We start from the raw sequence: 22,959 nt of genomic DNA, 5'->3' as shown, positions 1-22,959 counted from the left end.
CCTGGAGGGAGGCCATGGCGGCTTGAAGATGGGGACAAAGGCCCGGAGAGGGGGATAAGGCCTTTGTCCAAGCCTGACGCGGGCGGGGGACAAGCCGGCTATCAGACCCGCGGCGCGATCAAACGCCGGTAGGCCAGATTTGTGATTGAGATTGTGGTTTTTCAAGGGAAAGAGGAAAAACCGTCTATTACAAATTAGTAACAGTTTGGTGAGGCGGAATCTTTTTTCGCATCTAAGTTTATATGGACCTTACCAGGCCGTCGCGCTATCCATGCTGCCATGAAAAAAGGCGATCACCTCTTCCTCGTTGACGGTTCGGGTTTCATCTTCCGGGCCTTTCATGCCCTGCCACCACTGACGCGCAAATCGGATGGTCTGCCGGTCGGCGCCGTCTCCGGTTTTTGCAACATGCTCTGGAAGCTGTTGCGAGATGCGCGAAATACGGATGTAGGTGTCACGCCTTCTCATCTCGCCGTCATTTTCGACTATTCGGCGAAGACCTTCCGCAAGGATCTCTACGATGCCTATAAGGCGAACCGTTCGGCGCCGCCCGAAGAGCTGGTTCCCCAGTTCGGCCTGATCCGCGAGGCGACGCGCGCCTTCAATCTGCCCTGCATCGAGACGGAAGGTTTCGAGGCTGATGACATCATCGCCACTTATGCCCGCCAGGCCGAGGCCGTTGGCGCCGATGTGACGATCGTCTCCTCCGATAAGGATCTGATGCAACTCGTCACGCCGAATGTCCACATGTATGACAGCATGAAGGACAAGCAGATCGGCATCCCCGACGTCATCGAGAAATGGGGTGTGCCGCCGGAAAAGATGATCGATCTGCAGGCCATGACCGGCGATTCTGTCGACAACGTGCCCGGCATTCCCGGCATCGGTCCCAAGACGGCTGCCCAGCTTCTTGCCGAATACGGCGATCTGGACACGCTTCTCGAACGTGCCCATGAGATCAAACAGGAAAAGCGCCGTCTCACGATTCTCGAAAACATCGATAAGGCAAAGCTTTCCCGCGAACTGGTACGCCTGCGTACCGACGTGCCGCTGGAGCTTGACCTCGACGCGCTCATGCTGGAGCCGCAGAACGGTCCCAAGCTGATCGGCTTCCTGAAGACCATGGAATTCACGACGCTCACGCGCCGTGTAGCCGAGTTCTGCAATTGCGACGCCAGTGAAATCGAGCCTGCCTTCGTCAAAATCGAATGGGGTGCGGACGCGCACGGCCCGGATCTTGATATGGCCAAGCCGGAGCCTGTCGCGGGCGCCGTTCCGGATGTTGGCGGCGAAGCTGTGGCGGTCCCGCCGCGCGCAAAGGCGAAGACCGCAGTCGAAGGGACTTTCGCGCCGGCGGACCTAGCCAAAGCACGTGCGGAGGCTTTCGCGACGCTGCCGTTCGATCACTCCTCTTACGTGACGATCCGCGACCTTACGACCCTTGATCAGTGGATCGCCGACGCGAAGGAGACCGGCCTCGTCGCCTTCGACACCGAAACGACCTCGCTCGATGCCATGCAGGCCGAGCTCGTCGGCTTCTCCATGGCGATTGCCGACAATGCTGCCGATCCGACCGGCACGCGCATCCGCGCCGCCTATATCCCGATCGGCCACAAGACCGGTGTGGGCGATCTGCTCGGCGGCGGCCTTGTGGAAAACCAGATCCCGATGCGCGATGCACTGTCGCGGCTGAAGGCGCTGCTGGAGGATGAATCGATCCTCAAGGTGGCGCAGAATCTAAAATACGACTACCTGCTGATGAGGCGGTACGGCATCGAGACGAAGAGTTTCGATGATACGATGCTGATATCCTATGTGCTCGACGCCGGCACCGGCGCACATGGAATGGACCCGTTGTCGGAAAAATTCCTCGGTCACACACCGATCGCCTACAAGGATATCGCTGGCTCCGGCAAGTCGAACGTCACCTTCGACCTCGTCGATATCGACCGCGCGACCCACTATGCCGCCGAAGACGCCGACGTGACGCTGCGCCTCTGGATGGTGCTGAAGCCGCGTCTTGCCGCCGCCAAGCTGACGCGCGTCTACGAGCGTCTTGAGCGCCCGCTTGTGGCTGTTCTGGCGCGTATGGAGGAGCGCGGAATTACAGTCGACCGGCAGATCCTGTCGCGCCTCTCGGGCGAATTGGCCCAGGGTGCAGCCAGATACGAGGATGAAATCTATCAGCTTGCAGGAGAGAAGTTCAACATTGGCTCTCCCAAGCAGCTCGGCGACATCCTGTTCGGCAAGATGGGCCTTGCAGGCGGTACCAAGACCAAGACCGGCCAGTGGTCGACCTCGGCGAGCGTGCTGGAAGACCTGGCGGCAGCCGGCTTCGAGCTGCCCCGCAAGATCGTCGACTGGCGCCAGCTTACCAAGCTGAAGTCGACCTACACGGATGCCCTTCCGGGCTACGTCCATCCGGAAACGAAGCGGGTCCACACCTCTTATTCGCTGGCATCGACGACGACGGGCCGTCTTTCCTCCTCGGAACCGAACCTGCAGAACATTCCGGTTCGCACCGCCGAAGGCCGCAAGATCCGCACCGCCTTCATTTCGTCGCCGGGTCATAAGTTGATCTCCGCCGACTATAGCCAGATTGAGCTTCGAGTACTCGCCCATGTCGCCGAGATCCCGCAGCTCGTACGCGCCTTCGAGGAGGGGATCGATATCCATGCCATGACCGCCTCCGAAATGTTCGGCGTGCCGGTCGAAGGCATGCCGGGCGAGGTGCGCCGCCGCGCAAAGGCCATCAACTTCGGCATTATCTACGGCATTTCCGCCTTCGGCCTGGCCAACCAGCTCTCCATCGAGCGCTCGGAAGCCAGCGACTACATCAAGAAGTATTTCGAGCGTTTCCCCGGCATCCGCGATTACATGGAAAGCCGCAAGCAGATGGCCCGTGACAAGGGCTATGTCGAAACGATCTTCGGCCGGCGAATCAATTATCCCGACATCCGCTCGTCCAATCCTTCGGTGCGCGCCTTTAACGAGCGCGCCGCCATCAACGCGCCGATCCAGGGTTCGGCCGCCGATGTCATCCGCCGCGCCATGATCAAGATTGAGCCGGCCCTCGCCGAGGCCGGTCTTGCCGATCGGGTGCGCATGCTCTTGCAGGTGCACGACGAATTGATCTTTGAGGTTGAAGACGAGGATGTCGAAAAGGCGACGCCAATCATCGTCTCGGTCATGGAAAACGCCGCATCGCCGGCGCTTGAAATGCGCGTGCCGCTTCGCGTCGACGCACGCGCCGCCACCAATTGGGACGAAGCGCATTAAGGCGTTTCGTCAAATTACCCCAAAGATTTTTCCCTTCGACTCAAGCCTCTGAAATTGATGATGTTTCATCTTTTTGGCCGTCCCACAGCGGGACGGCTGGAAGGAACTTATTAACCTTCGTTTTCTATCCGGAAGGATGTCAGAAATTACTAGGCATGAGTGAGTAGCTGTCGCATGCGTTTTCCAAGAACCAATTTGACGGATGCCGGAGATTTCTCATCCGGAGTTGAAGCCGAACATCCCGTGGAAAATGCGCCCGTGGAATATGAGGGCGAAAAGCCGGTGCCGCCGCTCTGGCAGAGCAATTTCTCGCTCGCCCCGAACGTCCGCTTCACCCGCACGCCGGAAACGCTGATCAGCAAGCGCCGCGCACCTGAAGAGCCGGTTCGCGTAGAGGTCGTCGCACCTTCCGCTCCGCAGCCAGCACCTGCGCGCACGCATGCACCGATCACCGTCAATGTGCCGTTCGATATCTATCTGCCCGAAGTGGCCGAGCCTGTTGTCGTACCGCAGCCGGAACCTCAGCCGCAGCCCATCGTCGTAACGCCGGCCGAAACCGCACTACGCGCGGCATCGGAACTTTCCGCGATCTCGGATTTCGCCTTCTGGGAAGTTATGGCTTTCGAGGAAACCGATGCCGAACCGTCGCGTGCTCCAGCCATTGCATTGCCGCAGGCCGAATCGGAATCGATCACTTCGCGCTTCCGCATCATGGAGTGGCGCCCGGGCCGGCATAACCCGGCGCCGGTAATGCCGCGAGTATCTGTTGCGCCGCCGCGTGCGGCGACACCTGTTCCAGCTGCTGCGGTCAGGCCCACGCGTTCGCCGGCAGTCGGTGCGCCGGTGGTCCAGCCTCCGGTCGCTCCGATCATTGAGGCGCCGGTCGCCCAGACCCCTGTGAATCAGCCGCAGTCGCCGCAGCCGGATCTGCCGCCCGCGCCGCGTGTCACGGTTGCCGCACCCGCACTATCCCCGGTTCGCCCCTCGCGCATTGTTGTCGATCAGGTTGACGCTTCCGGATACGAGTTCCCGCCGCGCGCCCTGTTGCAGGAGCCGCCGGAGCGGCTCGGGGAGATCATGTCGCAGGAGACGCTGGAGCAGAATGCCGGCCTTCTGGAAAGCGTTCTGGAGGATTTCGGCATCAAGGGCGAGATCATCCATGTCCGCCCCGGCCCCGTCGTCACACTCTACGAATTCGAGCCGGCGCCTGGCGTTAAATCGTCCCGTGTCATCGGCCTTGCCGATGATATCGCCCGCTCCATGTCGGCGCTGTCGGCGCGCGTAGCCGTCGTTCCCGGCCGCAACGTCATCGGTATCGAACTGCCGAACCAGACGCGCGAAACCGTCTATTTCCGCGAGATGATCGAGAGCGAGGATTTCGACAAAAGCGGCTACAAGCTGGCCCTTGGTCTCGGCAAGACAATTGGCGGCGAGCCCGTGATCGCCGAACTCGCCAAGATGCCGCATCTCCTAGTAGCCGGCACGACCGGCTCGGGCAAGTCCGTCGCCATCAACACGATGATCCTGTCTCTGCTCTACCGGATGACGCCGGAACAGTGCCGCCTGATCATGGTCGATCCCAAGATGCTGGAACTCTCCGTCTATGACGGCATTCCGCATCTGCTGACGCCTGTCGTTACCGATCCCAAGAAGGCCGTGATGGCGCTGAAATGGGCGGTGCGCGAGATGGAAGAGCGCTATCGCAAGATGTCACGCCTCGGCGTGCGCAATATCGACGGCTACAATGGCCGCGTCAGCCAGGCCCGCGAAAAGGGCGAGACCATCCACATTATGGTCCAGGTTGGCTTCGACAAGGGCACCGGCGCGCCGATCGAAGAGCAACAGGAACTTGATCTTGCGCCGATGCCCTACATCGTCGTCATCGTCGACGAGATGGCCGACCTGATGATGGTCGCCGGCAAGGAGATCGAAGGCGCAATCCAGCGTCTGGCGCAGATGGCGCGTGCCGCCGGTATCCACTTGATTATGGCGACTCAGCGTCCCTCGGTCGACGTGATCACGGGTACGATCAAGGCGAACTTTCCGACCCGTATCTCCTTCCAGGTCACCTCGAAGATCGACAGCCGCACGATCCTCGGCGAACAGGGTGCCGAACAGCTGCTCGGCCAGGGCGACATGCTGCACATGCAGGGCGGCGGCCGCATCGCCCGTGTCCATGGCCCCTTCGTTTCCGACGCCGAAGTCGAAAAGGTCGTGGCACACCTGAAGACGCAGGGCCGCCCGGAATATCTCGATACGGTCACGGCCGGCGAGGAGGACGAAGCCGAGGATGAAGAAGATAGCGCCGTCTTCGATAAGAGCGCCATGGGTGCGGAAGATGGTGACGAACTCTATCAGCAAGCCGTCAAGGTCGTCATGCGCGACAAGAAGTGCTCGACATCCTACATCCAGCGCCGCCTCGGCATCGGTTACAACCGTGCCGCCTCGCTGGTCGAGCGCATGGAAAAGGAAGGGCTGGTCGGCCCGGCAAACCATGTCGGCAAACGCGAGATCGTGTCGGGTCGCGGCGACAGCGAATAGTCTGAGTGCGGCTGGTTATCTCCCTTCGGAAGCCAACCGCAGCGTCTCAAGCACGAAATCGCTCTTGCCGCCGGTGTAATAATCCCAATCGTCATTTGCCTCGCCCATAAGCTTCAGCTTGAGAGCGGCATAGGCTTTTGCTCGTTCCGGATGTGACCGCAGATAGTCCCGAAAGGTGATCCGGTCCCTCAGCACGGCATTATCCGCCGAGCAAAGATAGAGCCGCGCACCGTGGGAGCCTTTACCGCTGGTGAAGGTCCAGGTCTGTTGCTTGTATTTGTCGCCGTGGAAGATAAAGGCGCCGAGCGATTGCACGCGTTCGATCGCATCGGCAAGGGGATCTGCATTTGCAAAGGCGGCGTGCAGATCAATCTTCGGCTTGGCGGCCAGTCCGGGGACGGATGTGCTGCCGACGTGGTGAAAGACGGGATGGAGATCGGCGAGCAACGGTTCAAGCTCGCCGACGATTTCACGGAAGCGAGACGGCCATTCGGGGTCATAGTCGACGACGTGAATGGCCATTCCCATTTCCCTTTCGCGTTCAGACGATTTCCGTCAGAAAGCCGTCCAGGATATCGATCATCTTGCGCTTGGCTTCTTCCAGCGAGCCGCTGTTGTCGAGCTCCACAACATCGTAGTCGCCGCGCACCGTCAGCGGGCCGCGCGCCAGGCGCGCCATGATGTCCTCATGCGTCTCGCGGCCGCGGGCCTCAAGACGCCCGGCCAGCACTTCCGGCCGGGCGGTCACATTGATGACCTTCAGCCGCGGGAAGGCGGCCTGGAAGCGGTGCAGCGCCGAGCGCGAGCCGTTGGCGACGACGATGTGGCCCTTGGCGAGCGACACGGAGACCTCAGCCGGGATCCCATATTTCAGGCCATGCGCCTCCCACCAGACGGCGAAGGAGCCGGCCTGCTCCATCGATGCGAATCCGGCATCCGAAACGGCGAGATGATCTTCTCCGCCGGCATCGCCATGGCGGGTGATGACGCGGCGGACGAAATGCACGTCCTCACGGTGGTCGAAATGCCGGGCGGCCAGGTTCATCAGCGTGTCCTTGCCGGCGCCGCTCGGGCCGACGACGACGACCATGATGCCATGTTCGGCGCCAGCGCCTGGATGGGGTTCGTGCGACATCGTCATGCGACCCGGCGCCCTTCTCGCCACACCGAACGCGTCACCGGCACGCCATGCGAACGATGGACGCGGACGAGATCGGCCCGCAATCCGGTTTCGATGCGGCCGCGGTCATTGAGGCTGACGGTACGCGCCGGCGTTGCCGTCACCATCGCGATCGCTTTCGGTAGCGTTATACCTTCAATTTCATCGGCAAGGATGAAGGGCGCATGCAGCAGGCTTAGTGGCACATAGTCGGAAGACAGCACGTCGAGCACGCCGAGCTGCGCCAGGTCGCGGGCGGCGATATTGCCGGAATGCGATTTGCCGCGCACGATGTTCGGCGCGCCCATGAGCACGCTCATGCCGTTTTCATGCGACAGCCTGGCTGCGTCGATGCTGGTCGGGAACTCGGCAAGGCGAACGCCGTTTTCTATCGCTTCGTCGACATGGGCGGATGTAGCATCGTCGTGACTTGCGACAGTGATGCCGCGTTCGGCGCAGACCTTTGAAATCGCCTCCCGGTTCGGCGTCGAATTGCGGTCGGATTCGGCGATGCGACGGGCGCAGAAACGGGCGAACTCCTCGTCGGAAAGGCCGCGCTTCTTCTGATAGTAAAAGATGTACTGATCCATCGTCTGGAACTGACGCTGACCGGGCGCGTGGTCCATCAACGAGACGAGACGCACATAAGGATCGTTCTCGAAATCAGCGAAATGTTGCAGCACGTTGTCGGCAGAAACCTCGCAGCGCAGATGGAGGAGGTGTTCGGCACGCAGGCGGCCTTCCTTTTCGGCCGACTGGATGGCGTCGGCCATTTCGCGCATCTCGCCATGTTCGAAGCCGCCGTCTTCATCGGCGCCCATGCGCAGGCAGTCGAAGACCGTGGTGATGCCCGAGGTAACGATCTGCGCGTCGTGTGCCTGGACTGCTGCCGTCTTGTTCCAGCGGATGCCCGGACGCGGCGAATAGTGGCCTTCCAGATGGTCCGTATGAAGCTCGACGAGACCTGGGATGATGTAATCGCCCTCGAAATCTTCGCCGGCTATGGACTTGCCTTCCGAAATGTCGGCAATCCTGCCGTCGCGAATGAGAATGGAGCCCGAAAGAATATCATCCTCGAGAATGATGCGGGCATTTGAAAGAACGGTTTCTTTGCTCATGTCAGAAAACTTTCAGCTTCTGGCGCCAGCGAGAGGCAGCCATGTGTGGACTTTGAAGGGTGCGCCGCGAGCCTCTTCGCTAAAGACGGCAAGGCCGGAAATACGAAGCGGCCTGCCAGTGAAATCCGCGAAACGCTCTGTCAGAATCGTCTTCATCACCTCGGCGCGCTCGTCCGGCACCGGGCCGGTCAGGGTCATGTGGAAGCGGAAGTCGTCCATGACGTAAGGATAGCCCCAGCGCAGGAGATTGCTGCGCTGGCTTTCGCTCAGCCTTTCCGGTTTGCGCCTGAGAATATCGGCCTCAGAGAGCGCCGCCCGAAAGGGCTCGAAGGACTTTACCACCGTTGCCGCAAAATCCTGAAGCGGCTGATGCAGCGAGCCCGGCACGAGCGCGAAAAAGTGACCGAGCTGCCCCAGCACCAGCTCCGGAATGTCGAAGGCCGGCGTCTTGGCGGCAAAATCCTCGACGACCGTCATCAGGTCCTTTTCGGTTACGGAAGAGGCAAGCTCGAAGGGCGCCTTGATGGTCGCATGGAAGCCGTAACGGCGCGGATCAGCCGTCAGCTCAAACTGTTCGTCAGCCGGCAATGTCTCATGACCGGGCGCAGGATAGGTCTCCCCGGTAAAGGCATTGCGGCCAAGCCAGACGGAGGCGGCACCCGTCAGGGGATCATCCTTAGACGGCGAAAAATAGAGAGCGTAGCGCAAAGCTTTTATCCTGGAGATCGTCCGCACGGGGAGCGTAATGTGCAGTGATTTGGCGGCGAACCGCAAGCAGGCTCCGGCTAAAAGATTTCCATGACAGAATGATGATGACGGCAGTGCCGTCATCATCATTTGCTGGAGTTAGTGACCAGCCTTGGTGCCCATCAGGCGGTGACGCAGCGCGTTCGATGCGGCGTCGAACAGAAAGACGACAATCAGGATCAGGATGACCATGTAGGCGACGTTTTCCCAGTTGGAATTGGTGCGCATGGCTTCCCAGAGCTTGAGGCCGATACCGCCGGCGCCGACGGCACCGATGATCGTCGCGCCCCGCACGTTCGATTCCCACTGATAGAGCGTCTGGCTGACGATGACTGGAACGATCTGTGGTATGATACCGTAACGATGCACCAGCACGGTCGAGGCACCCGTCGACTTCACGCCTTCGCGCGGTTTGTTGTCGATGTTTTCGAGACCTTCCGAGTAGAGCTTGCCAAGTGTGCCTGTCTCCGTGAGGAAGATGGCGCCGGAACCGGCGAGCGGGCCGGGGCCGAAGGCGCGCGTCAGGAAGAGCGCCCAGATCAGCATGTCGACGGAACGCAGGAAATCGAAGAAGCGCTTCAAAGCCTGATTGAGGAACCTGTTCGGCGTGATGTTGCGCGCCGCCATGAAGGCGAGCGGGAAGGCGGCGATCGAACCGAGCAGCGTGCCAAGGAAGGCCATGACGATCGTCTGGAACAGCTTGGTCCAGACATCGCCATGCTGCCACGCGCTGTTGTTCCAGATATTGTCGAAGGCGAGCGACAGGTTCGATTGGTCGGGATGGATGCGCGGGCCTGACACGATGAGGCTGATGACTTCGCTGACCGGTTTGTCGAAGAAAGGCGACTGTGTGTCGAAGACGAAGTTCGCCCAGCCGATGAAGCGCTTGCGCACCTTCACGCGGTCGACGGAAATGCTGACATCACCGGCAAAGCCGAGATCGGCAAGCACGTTATCGTCATAGACTGTCATCCAGCTCGGCACTGGACCGACGACTTTCGGCGCGCCGCTGGAAACGTCGATCGGCACCGTGATGCCCCGAGCGACGATCGTCGTCTGGCTCTTGCTGACGGTCACCGTGCGGCCGCTGCCGCTGACGAGAACCGTGATGCTGCCATCGGCATTGCTCTTCACCCAGTCTGGATGCGGATCGTCGCCGAGCGGCGAGAAACGTGGATAGCGCGTCTGGATCGTGCCATCGTCCTGGATACGGAATTCCGGCTGTACGTCATAGCTGATCCACTGGCTCATATAGATGCCGAAGCGCTCCCAATGCGCTTCGGCGACGAGTTTCGGCAGATCGAAGAACCAGACGGCATAGATGCCGTAGAGGATCGTGGCAAGGACGATGAGGAGACCGCCGAAACGCTGACGGAAGGATCGGTGAAAATACTCCGGATAGCGCGCTTCGATCTCATGCATGCGGTTTGCGTCGATGACCGTCATGGCAGCCTCAATGTTGCAGGAGGAAGGCATGTTCGCCGACGAGTCGGCGGCGCAGCCAGGCGGAGAACTGGTCGACAGCGACGATCGTCACGAAGAGCAGCAGCACCAGAGCCATGGTCTTTGCGCCGAAGCCGCGGGAAATGGAGAGCTTGAGCTCTTCACCGATACCGCCGCCGCCGACGGCACCGATGATGGTTGAAGCGCGCACGTTGATCTCGAGACGCAGCAGCGCATAGGACGCATAGTTCGGCATGACCTGCGGCAGCGCGGCAAAGCGCACCCGCTCCAGCCAGTTCGCGCCGACGGCCCGCATACCCTCGTCCGGTTTCATGTCGATGTTTTCGGCGACTTCGTAGAAAAGCTTGCCGAGCGCGCCGATCGTATGAAGCGTGATGGCAATGATGGCGGCCACCGGGCCGATCGAAAGGATCGCCGAAAACAGACCGGCGATGACGATCTCCGGGAAGGCGCGCAGGAATTCCATGATGCGCTTAGTGAAAATGCGTAGCGGCCAGTTCTTCGTCAGATTGCAGGCAGCAAAGAAGCTGAGCGGAACGGCGAAGATGAAGGCGATGATGGTCGAGACAAGCGCGATATTGATCGTGATGATCATCAGCTCGAAATATTCAGGGATATAGAAGCTGCCCCAGACATAGACACGACCGTTGGCGAAGTTGAACTCCTCGCCCCCCTTGTCATTCGGGCTCGCAATATCGAAAAGCGCGCGCCAGACGTCGGTCCAGTCTTTCGGGATAAGCCAGCTCAGGAAGTCGAAAAGATGCGGCAGGCGGTCGAAGAAGTGACCGGCATTGCTTTCGTCGGCAAAGCGCACGGAGCTTACGAAGGCGACGATGAGGATCACCAAGCCAAGGGCGGTATAGAAACGCCGCTTGGCGATCATCTTGTCCCAAGCGGTGGCGATTTCCTTTGTGCTCTGCATCGGCACATGCGGCTGTATATCGGCAATAGTCATGAACGCCTCGCCTACTGCATAGGTCCTTAAATCGGGGTCGATTTAAGGATGAAATTATGCAGCAATTTAAAGTGTTAAAGCGCCCTTTGCGCGTCTGACGCACGGCGCTATAGTCACAAGAAAATGGGCGGCCGTTGCCGGCCGCCCCGTACATGAGTGGCGTAATCAGCCGCCGATAGCAGCCTTACGAACTTCTACAACGGCATTGTAGAAGTCGTGCTTGACCGGGGCGTAGCCCTTGTAATCGCCGCCTTCGACAGCAGCGAAGCACTTGTGGTCCTTCTCCGGCAGGGCTGTGAAGAAGGCGGTGAGCTTCTTCTGCCACTCTTCGCCGAGAGCGTTGCGAACGACGAGCGGGCCGTTCGGGATCAGCGGCGAACGCCATACTTCAACGAGCTTGTTCGGATCGACGGCGCCCTTGTCGACTTCCTTGCGGAAGGTACCGGAGGTGTAGCCATCCTTGAAGTCGCCGATGCCCGAGCTGTCATCAACGGCAACATCGACCTTGCCGTCATAAGCAGCGAGCAGGTTGTTTTCGTGACCGCCGTTGAACTGCGTCGAAGCGAAGAACTTGTCGTTCGGCATACCGGTGTCCTTCGGGATCTGCGTCAGCGGGACGAGATAGCCCGAGGTGGAGTCCGGATCTGCGTAGCCGAGCTTCTTGCCCTTGGCGTCCTTGATGGTCTTGATGCCGGAGGACTTCAGAGCGAGACCGATCGAATAGTAGCCGGTCGAACCGTCCTTCTGCTGCGTCGTCAGGATCGGCGTAACAGCCTTGGGATCCTTCAGGTAAACCGATGCGTAGCCGGAAGCGCCGAGTTCGGCGAAGTCGAGCGTGCCGCCGAGCAGGCCCTGGATGACGCCGTCATAATCGGCGGCCGGGAAGAGCGAAACCTTCTCGAAGCCGAATTCCTGCTTCAGGTGGTCTGCAAGGCAGGCGTAGTTGCGCAGGCGGTCGGTTTCGTTTTCGCCGCCAAGGATGCCGACGCGGAATTCCTTGAGGTCAGCGGCATTGGCAGCGCCAGCTGCGAGCGACAGGATCGCCGTTGCAGCAAAAAGTGCTTTCTTCAACATGGGGTCTCTCCTGAATGGCCGGGGGTCCGGTCGTTTGTTACGAAGAAATGTGCCCTTGACGCGGGCGTTCGATCGCGGCCGTCCCTCTCACAGACCGGCCAGCGCCAGCGGTTGGTCGCCGGCGGATTGGTTTTCCGCTCCACCCGGAGCGATGTTGATTGCGGTCGACGTCATCGTCTCGTCGATGCCGGCGCCGTCCTTGTCCGTGCCGTAGATTTCCTTGACGGCCTCGGTAGTCAGTTCGGAAGGCTTGCCGTCGAAGACGACGCGGCCGCCTGCCATGCCGACGATGCGTTCGCAGTAGTTGCGGGCCGTATCGAGCGTGTGCAGGTTGGTTATGACGGTGATGCCCTCGCGCTCATTGATGTCACGCAGAGCGTCCATGACGATCTTGGCGTTCAGCGGGTCGAGTGAGGCGATCGGTTCGTCGGCAAGAACCATTTTCGGGTTCTGCATCAGCGCGCGGGCGATCGCCACGCGCTGCTGCTGACCGCCCGAAAGCGTGCCGGCCGCCTGCAGCGCGGTCTGCTCGATGCCGAGGCGTTCGAGCGCGGCGATGGCCTGGATACGTTCCTCACGGCCGAAGACGTTGAGCAGGCTCAGCATCGTCGAGCGGTGGTTCAGACGCCCGAGCATGACGTTGGTGAGAACGTCGAGGCGCGGCACGAGGTTGAACTGCTGGAAAATCATCGCGCAGTCGCGCTGCCAGTTGCGCAGCGCCTTGCCGTGAAGGCCGGAAACCTCGACACCCCCGAAGTGGATGGTGCCGGAGGAGGGTTCCTGCAGGCGGTTGATCATGCGCAGCAGGGTGGACTTGCCGGCGCCGGAGCGGCCGATGATGCCGACCATTTGGCCCTGGGGAATGTCCAGCGTTACGGAATCGACAGCGAGCTTCTTTCCGAAACGGCGTGTGACATTCTTCAGCTCGAACATCATGCTCTTCCTTCGTATTTCAGGCTTGTTTAAGGGATCGCATTAGTCCCGCTTCATGAAGCTCGCATGTCAGTTTTGTGTAAGTCCTGTCACAAAACTCCGCGTCGCGGCATTCAGCTCACCCGCCGTAGCGGGAGAGGAAATCTTCGGCCTCAAGCGCCCGGAAATCCGCCAGTGCATCGCGCAAGCGAGCATGGTCCCAGTCCCACCAGGCAAGCCTGTCCATGCGCTCGCCGACCTCCTTTGGGAAACGTTCCCGGATGAGCTTGGCCGGCACGCCGCCGACGATCGTGTAGGGAGCGACGTCTTTGGAGACGACGGCGCCAGCACCGATGACCGCACCATTGCCGACCGTGACGCCGGGCAGGATCGTCGCGCCATGGCCGATCCAGACATCATTGCCGATCACGACGCGGTTCGAGCGGCGCCATTCGAAGAATTCCGTCTCCATGTCGGCATCCGGCCAATAGTCGACGGCGCGGTAGGTGAAGTGATGCAGCGTCGCGCGCCAGGTCGGATGGTTGGTGGCATTGATGCGCACCGCGGCGGCAATGTTGACGAACTTGCCGATCGTCGCGCACCAGATGGAGCCGTCCTGCATGATGTAGGAATAGTCGCCAAACTCCACCTCACTGATGCGGCAGCGCTCGGAGACTTCTGTATAGCGGCCGAAGGTCGACTTGGAGACGGAGGCGGTCGCGTGGACATAGGGTTCGATGCCCAGATTGCGGCTCATGCTGCGATTGCCTTTCGGGGAGAGAATTGCTGAACGTCGAGAATGCGGTCGGCAGCTGCCTCGCGCACTTCCTCATCGTGGAAGATGCCGAGGAGGGCGACGCCCGCCTTCTTCTTTTCCTCGATCATGCCGACGACGACGGCGCGGTTCTTCGCGTCGAGCGAGGCCGTCGGCTCATCGAGCAGCAGGATCGTATGATCGGTGATGAAGCCGCGGGCGATGTTGACGCGCTGCTGCTCGCCGCCGGAGAAGGTGGCGGGCGGCAACTGCCAGAGCGCTTCCGGCAGGTTGAGCTTTTCGAGCAAGATGGCAGCCTTTTGTCTGGCGCTGGCGGCAGCTTCACCGCGCGCGAGCAGCGGCTCTGCGACCACATCGATTGCCGCCACGCGCGGCACGGTGCGCAGGAATTGGCTGACATAGCCGAGCGTTTGGCGCCGCACGTCGAGAATGGTGCGCGGGTCGGCGGAGGCGAGATCGACAACCTTGCCCTTATGGTTGACGAGGATCTGGCCGGTATCGACGGCGTAATTGCCGTAGATCATCTTGAGCAGCGAGCTTTTGCCGATGCCCGAGGGGCCACCGAGCACGACGCATTCGCCCGAGGCCACCGAGAAGGAGACATCGGAGACGACCGGCAGCTTGATGCCGTCGCGCAGGTGCATGGTGAAGCTCTTGGCCACTTCTGAAACGACGAGAGGCGTTGCCATGGTTCTTCTTTCTTAAACCTGCAGGATCGAGGAAACGAGGAGCTGGGTGTAGGGCTCGCGCGGATCGTCCAGCACGCGGTCGGTGAGGCCCTGCTCGATGACCAGGCCATCCTTCATCACCATCATGCGATGAGAGAGAAGGCGGGCGACGGCGAGATCGTGGGTAACAATGATGGCCGAGAGGCCGAGATCGTTGACAAGGGTGCGCACCAGATCGAGGAGACGCGCCTGCACGGAGACGTCGAGACCGCCGGTCGGCTCGTCCATGAAGACGAGACGTGGGCCGGTCACGAGATTGCGGGCGATCTGCAGGCGCTGGCGCATGCCGCCGGAAAAGGCGCGGGGCTGGTCGTCGATGCGGCCGGCATCGATCTCGACGCGCTCCAGCCAATCAATGGCGGTGGAGCGTATCTTGCCGTAGTGCCGATCGCCGATCGCCATCAGGCGCTCGCCGACATTGGCGCCGGCAGAGACCGTCATGCGCAGCCCGTCGGCCGGGTTCTGGTGCACGAAGCCCCAGTCGGTGCGCATCAGGAAGCGGCGCTCGGCCTCGTTCATGTGATAGAGGTCGCGGTAGGTACCGTCGCGCATATGGTATTCGACAGTGCCGGTGGTCGGCATCAGCCGGGTTGAGATGCAGTTCAGCAGCGTCGTCTTGCCCGAACCGGATTCGCCGACGATGGCGAGAACTTCGCCCGGCCAGAGTTCGAAGGAAACGTTCCGGCAGCCGATACGGTTGCCGTAGAACTTAGAGAGGTCGTTGACTTTAAGAAGCGGCGTGTCGGTCATTCTGCAGCCTCCCGGGCCAGCATTTCGCCGGCATGTCCGTGTGCCCGGCGGTCTTCGCAATGGTCGGTATCGGAGCAGACGAACATCCGCCCGCCCTTGTCGTCGAGGATCACCTCGTCGAGATAGACGTCCTCGGCGCCGCAGAGCGCGCAGGGCTTGCCGAACCGCTGGATTTCGAAGGGATGGTCTTCAAAGTCCAGGCTGACGACATCGGTATAGGGCGGCACGGCATAGATGCGCTTTTCGCGACCGGCGCCGAAGAGCTGTAGCGCTTCCGATCTGTGCATCTTCGGATTGTCGAATTTCGGCGTCGGCGAGGGATCCATGACATAGCGGCCATGAACTTTGACCGGGTAGGCATAGGTCGTGGCGATGCGGCCGTTGCGGGCGATATCCTCGTAAAGTTTCACATGCATGAGGCCGTACTCCTCGAGCGCGTGCATCTTGCGGGTCTCGGTTTCGCGCGGTTCGAGGAAGCGCAACGGTTCCGGAATCGGCACCTGATAGACGAGCACCTGGCCTTCGCCGAGTTTTTCCTCCGGAATGCGGTGGCGCGTCTGGATGATCGTCGCGTCCTTGGTATGCGTCGTGACGGCGACATTGGCGACCTTCTGGAAGAAAGCGCGGATGGAGACGGCGTTCGTCGTGTCGTCGGCGCCCTGGTCGATGACCTTCAGAACGTCCTCGGGCCCGATGATCGAGGCCGTTACCTGCACGCCGCCCGTACCCCAGCCGTAGGGCATGGGCATCTCTCTGCTGGCGAAAGGCACCTGATAGCCGGGAATGGCGATCGCCTTCAGGATGGCGCGGCGGATCATGCGCTTGGTCTGTTCGTCGAGATAGGCGAAATTGTAGGTGGCGAGATCACTCATTCGGCGGCCTCCTTCTGGGTCTCGCCGCTGCTGCGCGCGGCTTCGAATTCGCGGCGCATGCGGCGGACGAGGTCGAGTTCGGCCTGGAAGTCCACATAGTGCGGAAGCTTCAGGTGCTCGACAAAGCCGGTCGCCTGGACGTTGTCGGAATGGGAAATGACGAATTCCTCGTCCTGCGCCGGCGCGGTGATATCCTCGCCGAGTTCTTCGGCGCGCAGCGCGCGATCCACCAGCGACATCGCCATCGCCTTGCGTTCGCTCTGGCCGAAGACGAGGCCGTAGCCGCGCGTGAATTGCGGCGGAGCCTTGGCCGAACCCTTGAATTGGTTGACCATCTGGCATTCGGTGAGCTGGATCGTGCCGAGCGATACAGCAAAGCCAAGCTCTGGCACGTCGAATTCCACCTCGACTTCACCGATGCGGATTTCACCGGTGAAAGGGTGGTTGCGGCCATAGCCGCGCTGGGTGGAATAGCCGAGCGCCAGCAGAAAGCCCTCGTCGCCGCGGGCAAGCGCCTGCAGGCGGAGATCCCTAGTCATCGGGAATTCCATCGGTTCGCGCGTCAGGTCGCCCGTCTCGTGGTCTTCGGGAAGCTCACCGTCGTTTTCGATCAGGCCCTCCTGACCGAGGATTTCGGAGACGCGCATGACGCGGCCGGTCTCGGCCGGACGCTGGGCAGGCTCTTCCACAGCCTCATCCGTCAGAAGCGTCGGATCGAGCAGACGGTGCGTATAGTCGAAGGTCGGGCCGAGCAGCTGTCCGCCCGGGAGATCCTTGTAGGTAGCCGAGATGCGGCGCTCGATCTGCATGTCGGCCGTATCGAGCGGCCTGGAGTAGCCGAAGCGCGGCAGCGTCGTGCGATAGGCGCGCAGCAGGAAGATCGCCTCGATCATGTCGCCGCGCGACTGGCGTACGGCAAGTGCGGCAAGCGTGCGGTCGTAAAGCGAAGCTTCGGCCATGACGCGGTCGACGGCGAGAGCGAGCTGTTCGACGATCTGCTCGATGCCGATAGCGGGCACGGAACGATCGCCGCGCCGGCGGTCGGCGAGCAGGCGGTGGGCATTGGCGATGGCGGCCTCGCCACCCTTGACGGCAACATACATGAGCTCAGATCTCCGTTGCTGTGATCTTGGTGGTGCGCGGCAGGCAGAGGAAACGCTTGCCCGCCGTCAGCACGATGTCTACGCCGCGTGGGAAAAGTGCGCGGTTTTCCGTCCAGAGACGCAGGAAGGTTTCCGGTAGGCCGATAGGGGCGATCTCGATTACGCTCTGGATGCCCGGCCCCATCAAAGCGAGACGGCGCCCGCCTTCGAGATCGGCAAGCTCGATCACGACGGTCGTCGAACGGTCGGGATATTCCTGAGTACCGGCCGCAAAGAGGCCGAAAGTAGAAAGCGCCATACCGGCTTCGACGAAGGCGAATCGCGCTTCCGCCTTTTCCGCCGTCAGCGGCGCACCGGCATGGAAGCCGAGCCACTCCGGAACGGCCGACTTGGCAAGCTCGGCGGAGAGCCAGACGGGGGTGTCGTGGTCGCAGAGCGTCAGGCCGATCGCGCCAGCGGCAATGCCGAGTGGTGCGGGCGGCGTCACATCGGGCGTGACGGACTGGATCGTGCCGGGGCGGGCCATGCCATCCATCAGCATCTTGAACACGCTCTGTGCGTGGAAAACCGGCTCAGTGAAGCCACCGGTCAAAACGTCGGTCTTGAGGTTCATCAGTCTTCTCCCCGGACCATGGTGAAGAAGTCGACGCGGGTCGCGGACGTTTCTTCAGCCTTGCGGTTGTTGTCATCGGCGATCCGCCGGGCGATCGGCGAAAGCAGTTTTTCCTCGACGAAGCGCATGGTTGCCTCTTCCTGCCAGAGTGCGTCGAAGATCGCCGAAAGCCGTGCCTTCTCGCGGTCGGTGCCGAGCGCCTGGGCGTGACCGACCGAGCCGGATGCAAGCCGTACCGTCGCGCGCGTCACGGTCACTTCGCCGAGATTGAAGGGCGCACCACCGCCGCCGATGCGGCCGCGAACCATGACGAGACCGGTTTCCGGGCCGCGCACCGGCTGCACCACCGGCTGTTCGGCAAGCGCGTCCCACGCCGCCAGCAATTCCTGTTTTTCGGCGCGCGCGAGCAGATCGACGGTACGCTTGCGCCCGCCCTCCGTCCGCGCCGCAGCTTCCGTCTTCTCCGCTGCCGTCATCATCTTTTCCTCGAAAATGTCTATTGATATAGACAACCGTACAAGCTATACCTATCCCTAAATCGGCGACGTGACAAGCGTGTGACAAGGCGCGTCCGAATTGGCTGGATGGGGTGTAATGGCAGGAATAAAGCAGGTGCAGCGGCAGACGGGTGTGGCGCTCTGGCGCCAGATCGCCGACAGGATCCGCGAGGCGATCAGCAGTGGCGTTTACGATCAAACCGGCATGGTGCCACCGGAAACGGTCCTTGCGCTTCAATTCGGGGTCAACAGGCATACTGTTCGCAGCGCACTTGCCGCACTTGCCCAGGAAGGCATCGTGCGTGCGGTGCAAGGCCGCGGCACGTTGATCGAGCGCAAGGAGCGCCTGAATTTTCCGATCAGCCGCCGTACCCGCTTTACCGACGGCCTGAGGGACCAGGCGCGCGAGACACATGCGCTCCTGCTCGGCCATGCGGAGGAAGCGGCCGATGCCGAGGTGGCCCGCTGGCTGCGCGTGGAACAGGGCACGCCGGTCATTCGTCTAGAAACGGTGCGCGACGCGGATAAACGGCCCGTCGCGCGCGGAACGAGCTGGTTCCCGGCCGCTCGTTTTGCCGGCATCGGCGAGATCTATCGGAAGACGGAGTCCATCACCAAGGCCTTTGCCGCACTCGGCCTGTCGGACTATGTGCGTGCCACGACGGAGATCACCGCCGCCCATGCCGATTCCGGAGATATTGCCGATCTGGAACTGACGCCGGGCGCCGTGCTCTTGATCACCAAGGCGATGAACACCGATCTGGAAGGCGTGCCGGTGCAATATTCGATCAGCCGTTTTGCGGCCGATCGCGTTCAGTTCACCATCGAAAACTGAAAACGGAAAAGGCCGGACTCACGCCCGGCCTAGCTTTACTGGTGCCTGACCGCGCTCAGTGCGCGCCAGACATGTCGCCGAGTACTTCCTTGGAAGCGACCGTCGAGTCTGCGTTCAGCTTGTATACCATGGGCACGCCCGTCGCCAGGTTCAGCGACAGAACCTGTTCGCGGTTGAGGCGGTCGAGAACCATGACGAGCGAACGCAGCGAATTGCCGTGCGCGGCAACGAGCACCTTTTCGCCACGCAGCACGCGTGGAAGGATTTCCGTGAGATAGTACGGCCAGACGCGAGCCCCGGTGTCGCGCAGGCTTTCGCCGCCCGGAGGCTGGATGTCGTAGGAGCGGCGCCAGATATGCACCTGCTCTTCGCCCCATTTGGCACGGGCATCATCCTTGTTGAGGCCGGAGAGATCGCCATAGTCGCGCTCGTTCAGCGCCTGGTCGCGGATCGTTTCCAGGCCCGGCTGGCCGACCTTGTCGAGGATCAGCTTCAGTGTGTGCTGGGCGCGCACGAGTGCGGAGGTGAAGGCGACATCGAACTTGATGCCGTAGTCGGCAAGCGCCTGGCCGCCAGTCGTGGCTTCCTGGATGCCGAGCTCGGTCAGATCAGGATCTTTCCAGCCGGTGAAGAGATTCTTGAGATTCCAGTCGCTCTGGCCGTGGCGAACGAGGACGAGGGTACCGCTCATGAAAAATGCCTCCGAGAGATGGTCAATGAGAAGAAAGCCCGAGAACGTCGAGCATGGAATAGAGACCCGGTTTCTTGTCGCGCGCCCAAAGGGCCGCCTTGATGGCGCCGCGCGCAAAGATCGAACGGTCGGTTGCGCTGTGCGAAAGCGTGACGGTCTCGCCTTCGCCGGCAAAGAGTACGGAATGCTCGCCAATGACGGAGCCGCCGCGCAGCGTCGCAAAGCCGATAGTGCCGGCGTCCCGCGCGCCAGTATGGCCGTCGCGCACACGCACGGATTTCGAGGCAAGATCGATATTGCGGCCGCTTGCAGCGGCGTCACCAAGCAGCAATGCGGTGCCGGAGGGCGCATCGACCTTGCGCTTGTGATGCATTTCGAGAATTTCGATATCCCAGTCAGCAGGGTCGAGCGCCTGAGCAGCCTGCTGCACGAACACGCTGAGCAGATTAACCCCGAGGCTCATATTGCCCGACTGGACGATGCGGGCATGGCGGGAGGCGGCCGCGATCTTGGCATTGTCCTCGTCGGAGCAGCCGGTCGTGCCGACGACATGAACGATACGCGCCTGCGCTGCCAATCCGGCAAATTCCACTGACGTGGCGGGCGATGTGAAATCCAGCACGCCCTCGGCGTGCAGGAACGCTGTCAAGGGATCGTCGCCGATGATGACGCCATTGGCGCCGAGACCGGCGACCTCACCGGCATCCTTGCCGACGAAGGGCGAGCCCGGCCGCGCGACCGCTGCATGCAGCGTCACGCCGTCGATGGAATGAATAAGACGGATGAGCGTCTGTCCCATGCGTCCCGCCGCTCCGACCACAACCAGTTTCATCGCAGCGTCGCTCATGTCAGTCCGTCATCCCGATTAAAATGAATCAGAAGCCGAAGGCCTCTGCAGATTGTTGAGGCGAGCGTAAAGTCCGTCGCTGACCTTCGCAAGCGTCTCGTGACTGCCTTCTTCGACGACGCGCCCCTGCTGCATGACGATGATCTTGTCGGCGCGTACCACGGTCGAAAGCCGGTGGGCGATGACGACGACAGTGCGGCCGGTCATGGCTTCGTCGAGTGCTTTCTGTACGGCCGCTTCCGATTCCGTATCGAGTGCCGAGGTTGCCTCGTCGAGCAGCAGGATCGGTGCGTTGCGCACCAGCGCGCGGGCGATCGACAGCCGCTGGCGCTGGCCGCCGGACAGCGTCACGCCATTTTCGCCGACGGGCGTATCGTAGCCCTGCGGCTGTGCGACGATGAAGTCATGCGCATAGGCAAGCCGCGCTGCCTTTTCGATTTCGTCGTCCGTCGCTTCGGGGCGGCCGTAGCGGATATTGTCGCGGATCGTGCCTTCGAAGAGATAGGGCTGCTGCGAGACATAGGCGAGCTGGCGGCGCAGCGACTGCTTGGTAACATGGGCGATATCCTGTCCGTCGATCAGGATCTGACCTTCCTTCGGATCGTAAAAGCGCGGAATGAGGCTGATGACGGTGGATTTGCCGGCGCCCGAAGGGCCGACGAGGGCAGTCGTTTTTCCGCCCTCAGCCGTCAGCGTCACGCCGTTCAGGACGCTCTCGTTGCCATAGGCGAAGGAAACGTTGCGCAGCTCGATCTTCGCCTCGGACACGACAAGCGGCTTTGCATCCGGCAGTTCGCGCTGGCGCGGCTCCATGTCGAGCAGCTCGTAGATCATCCGGGCGTTGACCACGGCTCGCTCCATCTGCACCTGTAGGCGCGCGAGGCGGCGGGCCGGATCATAGGCGAGCAGGAGGGCCGTGACGAAAGAGAAGAAGGCGCCCGGCGGCACGCCCTGATAGATGGACCGATAAGCGGCATAGGCAAGCACGCTTGCAACGGCAAAGCCGGCAAAGCTTTCCGTCAGCGGCGAGGTACGCTCCGAAAGCCGCGCGATACGGTTTGCCCGGCCTTCGGCAGCGGAAATCAGCTTGTTGACCTTGTTCTCCAGCGCTTCTTCCATCGTGAAGGCCTTGACGATGGAAATGCCTTGGATTGTTTCCTGCATGGCGCCGAGAACATGGCTGTTGAGGTTGACCGCTTCCCGGGTGGCCGAGCGCAGTCGCTTGGAAACATAGCGCAGCGCATAGAGCAGCGGCGGCGCCAGGATGAACACGGCGAGGCTGAGCAGCGGATCCTGCAGCACCATGACGCCGATCAGCGAGACGAAGGTTAGGAGATCGCGCACCGTCGAGGTAATCGTGAGGTTCAGCACGTCGCGGATGCCGGTCACGTTCTGGCTGACCTGCGCGGCGATATGGGCCGAGCGTGCCTCGTTGAAATAGCCGACGGAGAGCGTCATCAGATGTGAATAGATGCGCCGCTGATAGCGCGCGACGATATCGTTGCCGATCCGCGACAGCGCGACGCCCTGCCCGTAGCTCGCAAAGCCGCGCAGCATGAAGGCGATGAAGATCGAAAGACAGATGATCCAGACGACGTCGGCGCGCCGGTTGGCGAAGGCCTCGTCGATGATCGCCCGCATGATCCAGGCGGTAAACGCTGTCGAAAGCGCCACGACGATAAGGCAGGCGATTGCGAAGACATAGCCCCAGAGATGGTCCCGGCCGTTTTCGGCAATGATACGCTTCAGGACGCCGGTCACGGTATCGCTGTTGACGTTTGGCTTTCTGCTTTCGGCGGCTTCCAAAAATAGGCTTCCTGTCTCAGGGCCGCATGCCGCAGGCGCGGCACGCATATTCGCGCGCTCTATAAAGAGTTGGAGGAGCTTTGGCTAGCTGACTTAGAGCCTTTCCTGGTTAGCTTGAAGCATTCTGCCGGAGCAGTTTTGTGTCAGGGCGGAAGCGATTGGCGACGGGCATACCTCTAGATACGTCCGAGCC

The 22,959-nt window shown here is 61.5% G+C and carries 21 protein-coding genes; 3 read left to right on the top strand and 18 right to left on the bottom strand.

Going from position 1 to position 22,959, the window contains the following annotated elements:
• The first annotated feature begins 279 nt into the window (after nucleotides 1-279).
• Nucleotides 280-3,279 (top strand): DNA polymerase I, encoded by a 3,000-nt coding sequence (gene polA / locus EV281_RS10885; RefSeq protein ID WP_132653086.1) that lies wholly within the window; start codon nucleotides 280-282, stop codon nucleotides 3,277-3,279.
• A 174-nt stretch (nucleotides 3,280-3,453) separates the two neighbouring features.
• Complete coding sequence (locus EV281_RS10880; RefSeq protein WP_132653085.1) at nucleotides 3,454-5,820, top strand: DNA translocase FtsK; 2,367 nt, start codon at nucleotides 3,454-3,456, stop codon at nucleotides 5,818-5,820.
• 15 nt (nucleotides 5,821-5,835) lie between these two features.
• Here EV281_RS10880 and EV281_RS10875 read toward each other — a convergent pair whose 3' ends face one another.
• The 15 genes from EV281_RS10875 to phnG all read right to left on the bottom strand — a co-directional run bounded on the left by EV281_RS10875 (nucleotide 5,836) and on the right by phnG (nucleotide 18,566).
• Complete coding sequence (locus EV281_RS10875) at nucleotides 5,836-6,342, bottom strand: GrpB family protein (protein ID WP_132653084.1); 507 nt, start codon at nucleotides 6,340-6,342, stop codon at nucleotides 5,836-5,838.
• Between the two features lie 19 nt (nucleotides 6,343-6,361).
• Nucleotides 6,362-6,961, bottom strand: a complete 600-nt coding sequence (phnN, locus tag EV281_RS10870; RefSeq protein WP_132653083.1) for a phosphonate metabolism protein/1,5-bisphosphokinase (PRPP-forming) PhnN — start codon at nucleotides 6,959-6,961, stop codon at nucleotides 6,362-6,364.
• Nucleotides 6,958-8,097, bottom strand: a complete 1,140-nt coding sequence (locus EV281_RS10865) for an alpha-D-ribose 1-methylphosphonate 5-triphosphate diphosphatase (protein ID WP_132653082.1) — start codon at nucleotides 8,095-8,097, stop codon at nucleotides 6,958-6,960. Before EV281_RS10865 ends, phnN begins: the two co-directional genes overlap by 4 nt.
• 12 nt (nucleotides 8,098-8,109) lie before the next feature.
• Nucleotides 8,110-8,805, bottom strand: a complete 696-nt coding sequence (locus EV281_RS10860; protein WP_132653081.1) for a DUF1045 domain-containing protein — start codon at nucleotides 8,803-8,805, stop codon at nucleotides 8,110-8,112.
• Between the two features lie 138 nt (nucleotides 8,806-8,943).
• On the bottom strand, nucleotides 8,944-10,290 hold the full coding sequence (phnE, locus tag EV281_RS10855; RefSeq protein WP_132653080.1) for a phosphonate ABC transporter, permease protein PhnE: 1,347 nt from the start codon (nucleotides 10,288-10,290) through the stop codon (nucleotides 8,944-8,946).
• A 7-nt stretch (nucleotides 10,291-10,297) separates the two neighbouring features.
• A complete protein-coding gene (phnE, locus tag EV281_RS10850; protein WP_132653079.1) occupies nucleotides 10,298-11,263 on the bottom strand; it encodes a phosphonate ABC transporter, permease protein PhnE in 966 nt (321 codons plus the stop codon).
• A 165-nt stretch (nucleotides 11,264-11,428) separates the two neighbouring features.
• Nucleotides 11,429-12,337: a phosphonate ABC transporter substrate-binding protein gene (gene phnD, locus EV281_RS10845; protein ID WP_132653078.1), complete on the bottom strand. Its 909-nt coding sequence runs from the start codon at nucleotides 12,335-12,337 to the stop codon at nucleotides 11,429-11,431.
• Between the two features lie 87 nt (nucleotides 12,338-12,424).
• The gene (phnC, locus tag EV281_RS10840) at nucleotides 12,425-13,270 is read right to left on the bottom strand and encodes a phosphonate ABC transporter ATP-binding protein (protein ID WP_132653236.1); all 846 of its coding nucleotides are present in this window, start codon (nucleotides 13,268-13,270) and stop codon (nucleotides 12,425-12,427) included.
• Between the two features lie 118 nt (nucleotides 13,271-13,388).
• Nucleotides 13,389-14,006, bottom strand: coding sequence for a DapH/DapD/GlmU-related protein (locus EV281_RS10835; protein ID WP_132653077.1), 618 nt, complete (start codon nucleotides 14,004-14,006; stop codon nucleotides 13,389-13,391).
• Entirely contained in the window at nucleotides 14,003-14,713 is a 711-nt protein-coding gene (phnL, locus tag EV281_RS10830) for a phosphonate C-P lyase system protein PhnL (RefSeq protein WP_132653076.1), read from the bottom strand. The genes EV281_RS10835 and phnL overlap by 4 nt, the downstream gene beginning before the upstream one ends.
• 12 nt (nucleotides 14,714-14,725) lie before the next feature.
• Nucleotides 14,726-15,502, bottom strand: coding sequence for a phosphonate C-P lyase system protein PhnK (phnK, locus tag EV281_RS10825; protein ID WP_132653075.1), 777 nt, complete (start codon nucleotides 15,500-15,502; stop codon nucleotides 14,726-14,728).
• Complete coding sequence (locus EV281_RS10820) at nucleotides 15,499-16,374, bottom strand: alpha-D-ribose 1-methylphosphonate 5-phosphate C-P-lyase PhnJ (RefSeq protein ID WP_132653074.1); 876 nt, start codon at nucleotides 16,372-16,374, stop codon at nucleotides 15,499-15,501. The genes phnK and EV281_RS10820 overlap by 4 nt, the downstream gene beginning before the upstream one ends.
• Nucleotides 16,371-17,477: a carbon-phosphorus lyase complex subunit PhnI gene (locus EV281_RS10815; RefSeq protein WP_132653073.1), complete on the bottom strand. Its 1,107-nt coding sequence runs from the start codon at nucleotides 17,475-17,477 to the stop codon at nucleotides 16,371-16,373. Before EV281_RS10815 ends, EV281_RS10820 begins: the two co-directional genes overlap by 4 nt.
• A gap of 4 nt (nucleotides 17,478-17,481) precedes the next feature.
• Nucleotides 17,482-18,090, bottom strand: coding sequence for a phosphonate C-P lyase system protein PhnH (phnH, locus tag EV281_RS10810; protein WP_132653072.1), 609 nt, complete (start codon nucleotides 18,088-18,090; stop codon nucleotides 17,482-17,484).
• On the bottom strand, nucleotides 18,090-18,566 hold the full coding sequence (phnG, locus tag EV281_RS10805; RefSeq protein WP_132653235.1) for a phosphonate C-P lyase system protein PhnG: 477 nt from the start codon (nucleotides 18,564-18,566) through the stop codon (nucleotides 18,090-18,092). Before phnG ends, phnH begins: the two co-directional genes overlap by 1 nt.
• 118 nt (nucleotides 18,567-18,684) lie before the next feature.
• Between phnG and phnF the strand changes: the two genes are divergently transcribed.
• Nucleotides 18,685-19,422: a phosphonate metabolism transcriptional regulator PhnF gene (gene phnF / locus EV281_RS10800; protein ID WP_132653071.1), complete on the top strand. Its 738-nt coding sequence runs from the start codon at nucleotides 18,685-18,687 to the stop codon at nucleotides 19,420-19,422.
• A 55-nt stretch (nucleotides 19,423-19,477) separates the two neighbouring features.
• Here the strand turns inward: phnF and EV281_RS10795 are convergent, their stop codons facing one another.
• From EV281_RS10795 to EV281_RS10785, 3 genes are read right to left on the bottom strand one after another with little or no spacing between them, the layout of a single operon-like run.
• Nucleotides 19,478-20,113 (bottom strand): 2,3-bisphosphoglycerate-dependent phosphoglycerate mutase, encoded by a 636-nt coding sequence (locus EV281_RS10795; protein ID WP_132653070.1) that lies wholly within the window; start codon nucleotides 20,111-20,113, stop codon nucleotides 19,478-19,480.
• 22 nt (nucleotides 20,114-20,135) lie between these two features.
• A complete protein-coding gene (gene dapB / locus EV281_RS10790; RefSeq protein ID WP_132653069.1) occupies nucleotides 20,136-20,960 on the bottom strand; it encodes a 4-hydroxy-tetrahydrodipicolinate reductase in 825 nt (274 codons plus the stop codon).
• Nucleotides 20,961-20,978: 18 nt separating this feature from the next.
• Nucleotides 20,979-22,766: an ABC transporter ATP-binding protein gene (locus EV281_RS10785; RefSeq protein WP_132653068.1), complete on the bottom strand. Its 1,788-nt coding sequence runs from the start codon at nucleotides 22,764-22,766 to the stop codon at nucleotides 20,979-20,981.
• Nucleotides 22,767-22,959 lie beyond the last annotated feature (193 nt).

The sequence above is a fragment of the Rhizobium sp. BK418 genome, from assembly GCF_004341105.1.
GTDB lineage: Bacteria > Pseudomonadota > Alphaproteobacteria > Rhizobiales > Rhizobiaceae > Rhizobium.
Note: the sequence above shows the minus strand (reverse complement) of the source record. Positions and strands in the feature narration are given on the sequence as shown.

What these genes read in the sequence shown, in the direction of transcription:
- polA (WP_132653086.1), top strand. Translation starts at nt 280, where the DNA reads ATGAAAAAAGGCGATCACCTCTTCCTCGTTGACGGTTCGGGTTTCATC.
- EV281_RS10880 (WP_132653085.1), top strand. Translation starts at nt 3,454, where the DNA reads ATGCGTTTTCCAAGAACCAATTTGACGGATGCCGGAGATTTCTCATCC.
- EV281_RS10875 (WP_132653084.1), bottom strand. Translation starts at nt 6,342, where the DNA reads ATGGCCATTCACGTCGTCGACTATGACCCCGAATGGCCGTCTCGCTTC.
- phnN (WP_132653083.1), bottom strand. Translation starts at nt 6,961, where the DNA reads ATGACGATGTCGCACGAACCCCATCCAGGCGCTGGCGCCGAACATGGC.
- EV281_RS10865 (WP_132653082.1), bottom strand. Translation starts at nt 8,097, where the DNA reads ATGAGCAAAGAAACCGTTCTTTCAAATGCCCGCATCATTCTCGAGGAT.
- phnE (WP_132653080.1), bottom strand. Translation starts at nt 10,290, where the DNA reads ATGACGGTCATCGACGCAAACCGCATGCATGAGATCGAAGCGCGCTAT.
- phnE (WP_132653079.1), bottom strand. Translation starts at nt 11,263, where the DNA reads ATGACTATTGCCGATATACAGCCGCATGTGCCGATGCAGAGCACAAAG.
- phnD (WP_132653078.1), bottom strand. Translation starts at nt 12,337, where the DNA reads ATGTTGAAGAAAGCACTTTTTGCTGCAACGGCGATCCTGTCGCTCGCA.
- phnC (WP_132653236.1), bottom strand. Translation starts at nt 13,270, where the DNA reads ATGTTCGAGCTGAAGAATGTCACACGCCGTTTCGGAAAGAAGCTCGCT.
- EV281_RS10835 (WP_132653077.1), bottom strand. Translation starts at nt 14,006, where the DNA reads ATGAGCCGCAATCTGGGCATCGAACCCTATGTCCACGCGACCGCCTCC.
- phnL (WP_132653076.1), bottom strand. Translation starts at nt 14,713, where the DNA reads ATGGCAACGCCTCTCGTCGTTTCAGAAGTGGCCAAGAGCTTCACCATG.
- phnK (WP_132653075.1), bottom strand. Translation starts at nt 15,502, where the DNA reads ATGACCGACACGCCGCTTCTTAAAGTCAACGACCTCTCTAAGTTCTAC.
- EV281_RS10820 (WP_132653074.1), bottom strand. Translation starts at nt 16,374, where the DNA reads ATGAGTGATCTCGCCACCTACAATTTCGCCTATCTCGACGAACAGACC.
- EV281_RS10815 (WP_132653073.1), bottom strand. Translation starts at nt 17,477, where the DNA reads ATGTATGTTGCCGTCAAGGGTGGCGAGGCCGCCATCGCCAATGCCCAC.
- phnH (WP_132653072.1), bottom strand. Translation starts at nt 18,090, where the DNA reads ATGAACCTCAAGACCGACGTTTTGACCGGTGGCTTCACTGAGCCGGTT.
- phnG (WP_132653235.1), bottom strand. Translation starts at nt 18,566, where the DNA reads ATGACGGCAGCGGAGAAGACGGAAGCTGCGGCGCGGACGGAGGGCGGG.
- phnF (WP_132653071.1), top strand. Translation starts at nt 18,685, where the DNA reads ATGGCAGGAATAAAGCAGGTGCAGCGGCAGACGGGTGTGGCGCTCTGG.
- EV281_RS10795 (WP_132653070.1), bottom strand. Translation starts at nt 20,113, where the DNA reads ATGAGCGGTACCCTCGTCCTCGTTCGCCACGGCCAGAGCGACTGGAAT.
- dapB (WP_132653069.1), bottom strand. Translation starts at nt 20,960, where the DNA reads ATGAGCGACGCTGCGATGAAACTGGTTGTGGTCGGAGCGGCGGGACGC.